Annotated in this window: 4 protein-coding genes; all 4 read right to left on the bottom strand. The window is 56.6% G+C overall.

Annotation, left to right across the window (positions count from 1 at the left end; translation table 11 throughout):
• Window positions 1-432 precede the first annotated feature (432 nt).
• Window positions 433-1,917 carry a lysine--tRNA ligase gene (lysS, locus tag EKM85_RS05040; RefSeq protein ID WP_125585180.1) on the bottom strand — a complete coding sequence of 495 codons (1,485 nt, stop codon included), beginning with the start codon at window positions 1,915-1,917 and terminating at the stop codon, window positions 433-435.
• A 59-nt stretch (window positions 1,918-1,976) separates the two neighbouring features.
• Complete coding sequence (dusB, locus tag EKM85_RS05035) at window positions 1,977-2,993, bottom strand: tRNA dihydrouridine synthase DusB (protein WP_125585179.1); 1,017 nt, start codon at window positions 2,991-2,993, stop codon at window positions 1,977-1,979.
• The gene (gene hslO, locus EKM85_RS05030) at window positions 2,983-3,882 is read right to left on the bottom strand and encodes an Hsp33 family molecular chaperone HslO (protein ID WP_125585178.1); all 900 of its coding nucleotides are present in this window, start codon (window positions 3,880-3,882) and stop codon (window positions 2,983-2,985) included. The genes dusB and hslO overlap by 11 nt, the downstream gene beginning before the upstream one ends.
• A gap of 282 nt (window positions 3,883-4,164) precedes the next feature.
• On the bottom strand, window positions 4,165-6,378 hold the full coding sequence (gene ftsH / locus EKM85_RS05025; protein ID WP_125585177.1) for an ATP-dependent zinc metalloprotease FtsH: 2,214 nt from the start codon (window positions 6,376-6,378) through the stop codon (window positions 4,165-4,167).
• Window positions 6,379-6,392: the final 14 nt, after the last annotated feature.

The raw sequence follows: 6,392 nt of genomic DNA, 5'->3' as shown, positions 1-6,392 counted from the left end.
TCATATAATGAGTTATTTGAATAGCTCGATTTGTTGTTTGCGAATTGACTTCGCTCATGTTAATTAATTCTTTTCAACTTTCATTGAAAAGCCCTATCACATTTACGAAACTTTGTTCAGTTTTCAAAGGACTACCTTGTCCATAAGGCAACTCTGAAATCTTATCAGATTGCTCAGCAGCTGTCAACCAAGATGTTCAATTGTCAGCCGCCGGGCGAGGTGATGATTGCCTCAACGACGCTATTTATCATATCAGCCTGACCCTAGAGCGTCAACTAAATTCGAATTTTTTTCACAATCACGGACAAAGAAATCGTCCGGCTTTTAATCGTTTGGATTCTGCGGTGGAGTGCAGCTGTCTTGCCCGTTTTCATCCGGTGTTTTTAAATTGGCTGGCACTAAAAAAGCCGCTGCAAGCAGCGGCAAGAAACTTTAGGGACGCATCGTTGGGAACAAAAGTACATCACGAATCGAGGCAGCATCCGTCAGCAGCATCACAAGCCGGTCGATCCCGATGCCGAGTCCACCAGTTGGCGGCATCCCGTACTCCAAGGCTTCGATGTAATCTTCATCGATTGGCTGAGCTTCATCGTTGCCCGAAGCCTTTTCGGCAGCTTGCGCCTCAAAGCGCGCCCGTTGATCGATGGGATCATTCAACTCCGTAAAGGCGTTTCCATACTCGTTGCCGTGCATGAACAGCTCAAACCGGTCGACAAACCGGGGATCTTTTTGGCTCTTCTTGGCCAGTGGTGAGATCTCGATTGGATGGCCGTAAATAAAGGTGGGCTGCTCCAGCGTTGGCTCAACAAACTCCTCAAAAAAGGCGTTAATGATATGGCCAGTCTGCCAGAATGGCTCGTAGTGGACACCTTTTTCATCGGCTAACTTCTTCGCGTCCTCAGTGCTCATCGGCGTCCAGAAGTCGACCCCGGTCACTTCCTTGATGGCGTCCACCATGTGCTTACGGGCAAATGGGGCATCCAGGTCGAGGGCCTGGCCTTGATACGTGATTTTGCCAGTGCCCAGCACTTTATTGGCCACAAAGCGGAAGAGGCCCTCTGTCTCCTTCATGACGTCCGAGAGGTCCCAGTAGGCCGCGTAGGTTTCCAGCTCAGTGAACTCGGGATTGTGCTTGGTGTCCAGGCCTTCATTGCGGAACACGCGGCCGATCTCATAGACCCGCTCCATGCCGCCGACGATCAGCCGCTTCAAGTGCAGCTCCAGCGCGATCCGGAGGTACAAGTCAATGTCCAAGGCGTTGTGGTGCGTGATAAACGGCCGCGCCGAGGCCCCGCCAGCTGATGTGTGGAGCACCGGTGTTTCCACTTCAAGAAAATCATTACTGTCCAGATACTCCCGAACGGCACTGACAATGTGTGACCGCTTCACGAAGCGATCGTAGCTGTCTGGGTTGGCGATCAAGTCCAAGTACCGCTGCCGGTAGATCTGCTCCACGTTAGTCAGGCCGTGATACTTGTCTGGCAGTGGCCGCAGCGCCTTACTGAGGAACGTCAGGTGCGTTGCCCGCACGGTCAGCTCCCCAGCATCGGTCTTCATCATGTCCCCGGCGATCCCGAGAAAATCACCAAGGTCCGCCTTTTTGAAGATCTGGTAGTTCTCTTCGCCCACCACATCCTTACGCACGTACAGCTGGATTCGGCCTGAACGGTCGCGCAAGTCGGCAAAGCCCACCTTACCCTTGCCGCGTTTGGCCATCATCCGCCCAGCGACGATGACCTCGATTGGCTTGGCCGCCAACTCGTCTTTGTCTGTTTCATCGTATTGATCGTGCAACTGCTTCGCCAAATGAGTCCGGTCAAACCGGTGGCCGAAGGGATCAATCCCATTGTCCCGCAGTGCGTCCATCTTTTGCCGGCGCGCGATCATCTGATCGTTCATTTCTGTATCTTTTGCCATGTTTTCCTCCTGTCGTGTCCTAAGCCATTTTGCCAATCTCACAACAAAAAAGCAACCGGCTAGCCGGCTGCTTGCGCCTTTTCACGGTTTTCGGTTTCCTCAACGAAGCGGTCAAAAATATCATCGACCTCCTGCTCAGTCTCGACGCTCATGGCCGCCGCCTTCGTGCGGGCCGCCCGCGGGATGCCCTTCAGATAGTAGGCCGCCTGGCTGCGGAACTCACGCACGGCCAGATTTTCACCCTTTAATTCAACCAGCCGATGCAGCTGAAGCTCAGCCGTCGCGATCTTCTCACGCGGCGTCGGCTCTGGGATCAACTCACCCGTGCGCAAGTATGTTTCCACCCCGCGAAGCATCCAGGGATTGCCCAGCGCGGCCCGCCCGATCATCACGGCATCAGCCCCGACTTCTTCAAGCATCCGCTTAGCATCCTGCGGCGAACGCACATCCCCATTACCCATGAACGGAATATGCAATTGGCCCTTGACCGCTTTAAGGATATTCCAGTCGGCGTGGCCGCGGTAAAGCTGCGCGCGCGTGCGGCCATGCATGGCCAAAGCAGACGCCCCGGCACGTTCAGCGGCAAGCGCATTTTCTACCGCATAAATGTGTTCATCGTCCCAGCCGGTGCGCATCTTAACGGTGACCGGCTTGTGGACCGCGTCCACGACCGCCGCCACCATTTCGTAGACTTTGTTTGGATCAAGCAGCCAGTGCGCCCCGGCATCCGTCTTGGTCACTTTGGGCACCGGGCAGCCCATGTTGATGTCGATGATGTCGGCCTCGGTGTTCTGATCGATAAATTTGGCCGCATTAACCAGTGTCTCCTTGGTCCCGCCAAAAATCTGAATCGAAATTGGGTGCTCGCGCGGATCGACAAACAGCATGCTCATTGTTTTCTTATTGTGGTACATGATGCCGCGGTCGGAGATCATTTCGCAAACGACCAGTCCCGCACCGAATTCCTTGGCGGTCACGCGAAACGCAGCGTTGGTGATCCCCGCCATCGGGGCGACCACGACCCGGTTGGGGATCGTCACGTTTCCAATTTGCCATGCTAATGGTTTAGTTGTCATTCTTCTCATCCTTTGCGTTTAACATTGCGGTCAGTTCAGCGGCGGAAAACTGGTACCGTGTCTCACAGAACTTGCAGACGGCCTCAGCCCCGTGGTCTTCCGTGATCATTGCTTGCAGGTCCTTGCGCGCGAGCGTTGCCATGATCTCGCCGAAATGGGCCTTACTGCAGGGGCAAGCAAATGCGACCGGCTTGGTATCAACCACAGTCAGCGGAATATCGCCCAATGCCCGGGCTGCGATCTGGGTTGGCGTAAACCCCTGTCTGAGCATTTCAGAAGTCAAAGGCAGGGTTTTGACCGTAGTCTCGACCTGAGCCAATTCCGCGTCGGCTGCGCCTGGCAGTGCTTGAATCATGAAGCCGCCCGCCACCTGAACGGAGTTGTCTGCGTTGACAAACACGGACAGCCCAACTGCGGCCGGGATCTGCTCTGACTGAGCCAAGTAATACGTGAAATCTTCGCCGAGCTCACCGGACACTACGGGCACTTGGCCCGTAAACGGCTTGCCCAAGCCCAGGTCCTTGGTCACGGCGAGCAGACCACGGTGGCCGACCGCCCGGCCCACATCGATTTTGCCCACGACGTTCAGCGGCAAGGACACGTGCGGATGCTCGACGTACCCGCGCACGGTGCCTTGGCTGGTCCCATCAGCAACGATCGCCCCCACTGGCCCATCACCTTTGAGCCGCACGGTCAACAGATCGTCTTGACTCTTGAGACCGGCTGCTGACAGCAGCAGCGTTGCCACCAAGGTGCGCCCCAGCGCGGCAGAGGCGGCACTCCAGGTATCATGACGCCGCTGGGCTTCCGCCACCGTCTCGCTTGCGTCAACGGCAAACACCCGAAACGCACCGTCTTTAGAAACTGCCGTGATTAATTGATCTGCCATATTAGGTCTCCTTTACCCTTGCGTAAACGCGAGTATCATACCAGAAGTTACCCTGTTTTGCCAAACCGGACCGGTCTTGACGCCAATCCCCAGACCCGCTGATGATCCGGCGGCGCCTTCACCCCTCAATACAAAAGGCAGAAACCTAATCTAGTTGCGCCCCAGCAACGCCTAGACACACAAACGCCCCTGCACCGCGATTCGAAATGCACGAATCGTGATGCAGGGGCGCCTGCGTTTTGGGCTAAAACCGCTTTGCGTCTCAGCCTCACTGCCAAAAGCTTAGTGCTCTGGGGTATGGTCCTCATCCGCATGCTCATCGTGCGGCTCAGCCGGCTGATCAGCCGCTGATGGTGCCGCAGCGGAGCCCTCAGCACTCGTCGGGGCATCACTGCCCTCGGCGACGCTGGCCGCAGAGTCGGTGCTTGCGCTTGAACTGTCACTTGCCGCAGAGGCCTCAGGCGCAGCGGAAGCAGCCGAGGCAACCGGCTGGTCGTCTTGATCTTCCTGCTTTGCCTTGTCCTTCTCCTCAAGGGCCTTCTTAGCTTCCTCGAAGGTGGCGGCTTTCTCGCTTGGGAACTCACTTGCCGACTCAGGCATCTTGCCGTCTTTGTACAGGCTCATGATCTGCTTTTCATCCAGCGTCTCGTACTTGAGCAGCGCTTCCGCGATCAGCTTGTGCTGTTCACGGTGGCTCTCGATGATCTCATGCGCGCGCTGATGATCCTCGGTGATGATCCGGCGCACTTCGTCGTCGATGGCCGTTGCCGTCTGCTGCGAGTAAGCGGCCATTTGACCGTATTCGGCGCCAACGAACGGCTGGCCGCCTTCACGCTCCAGCGTGACAGTGCCGAGCCGGTCGGACATCCCGTAAGTCGTCACCATACTGCGAGCAAGCTGGGTCGCCTGTTCGAAGTCGTTGGACGCCCCGGTGGACTCAGTGCCAAAGATAATTTCTTCAGCGGTGCGGCCACCCATCAGCCCGATGATCTGCTCGTTGAGTTCCTTCTTGGTCAGCAGGAACTCATCTTCCTTCGGCAACGTGATGGCATAACCGCCTGCCCGGCCGCGAGGGATAATCGTGACTTTGCGGACGACCCGCGAGTCGGACAGGACGAGCCCGATGATCGCGTGCCCCGCTTCGTGGTAGGCCACCATTTGACGTTCCTTCGGCGCGATCGTGCGATCCTTCTTGGCAGGACCCGCAATGACGCGATCCTGCGCCTCGTCGATGTCACTGGCGTCGATCTTGGTCTTCCCGCGGCGAGCGGCAACCAGTGCCGCTTCGTTCAGGACGTTCTCCAAGTCGGCCCCAACAAAGCCCGGCGTCTGCCGTGCCAGTTCAGCCAGATCGACATCAGGGGCAAACGGCTTATTTTTAGCGTGGACTTTGAGAATTGCCTCCCGGCCCTTAACGTCCGGCCGGCCCACGAGGATCTTCCGGTCGAAGCGCCCTGGCCGCAGCAAAGCTGGGTCAAGCACGTCGGAGCGGTTGGTGGCCGCGATGACGATGACGCCTTCGTTGCCCGTAAACCCGTCCATTTCAACCAGCAACTGGTTCAGCGTCTGCTCGCGCTCATCATGACCGCCGCCCATGCCGGCACCTCGCTGGCGCCCAACGGCATCAATTTCATCAATAAAGATGATGGAAGGGGCGTTCTTCTTGGCCTGATCAAAGAGATCACGAACCCGTGAAGCCCCGACCCCGACGAACATTTCAACAAAGTCAGACCCGGAAATCGAGAAGAACGGGACCCCGGCTTCGCCAGCAACCGCCTTGGCCAGCAAGGTTTTACCAGTACCCGGAGGGCCTTCGAGCAGGACCCCGGCTGGGATCCGAGCGCCCAGCTGCGAGAACTTGTGTGGGTCTTTCAGGAATTCAACGACCTCGACCAGTTCCTGCTTTTCTTCCTCTTCACCAGCAACATCGGAGAAGCGGACCTTGTTGGCCTTCTTATCCGCCTGTTTTGCTTTGGATTTGCCGAAGTTCATCACTCGGCCATTGCCGCCGCCTTGACCCGACTGATTCATCATCATGTAGAAGAACACCATGAAGATGACTAACGGCAGCACCGTGATCAGCAAGGTGACCCAAACGCTGGAAGAGCTTTCCTCCTGGGTCGTGATCGCGACTTTATTACTGTCAGCCGCTTTGGTGATCGTCTGCATGTAGGTGTTGTTCGTCGGGACGTACGACGAGAAGCTCTTGGTGGTCGACTGCGTGGTGCCCATCAGGCCCAGTCCCGACTGACCACCCGTCACCTTTTTCGGCTTGTTATATTCCCCGGTGACTTTGTAAACCCCGCCACTTGGCTGGATCGAGAAGGACTTGATGTCATCCTTCTTCAGCGCGGAGATGAACTGGCTTGAGCTCAGCTCCTGGGTGGCAGTACCGCTATTGCCGCGCAGGTACCATGCGAACACGGTGACCAGGGCGACAAAAAGAAAGACGTACATTAGCGTGCTGCCAAATAGCCCATTTTGTTTTTTATTCATGCATAACCTCCAGC

It is taken from the genome of Lacticaseibacillus jixianensis (genome assembly GCF_003946485.1).
Lineage (GTDB): Bacteria > Bacillota > Bacilli > Lactobacillales > Lactobacillaceae > Lacticaseibacillus > Lacticaseibacillus jixianensis.
Note: the sequence above shows the minus strand (reverse complement) of the source record. Positions and strands in the feature narration are given on the sequence as shown.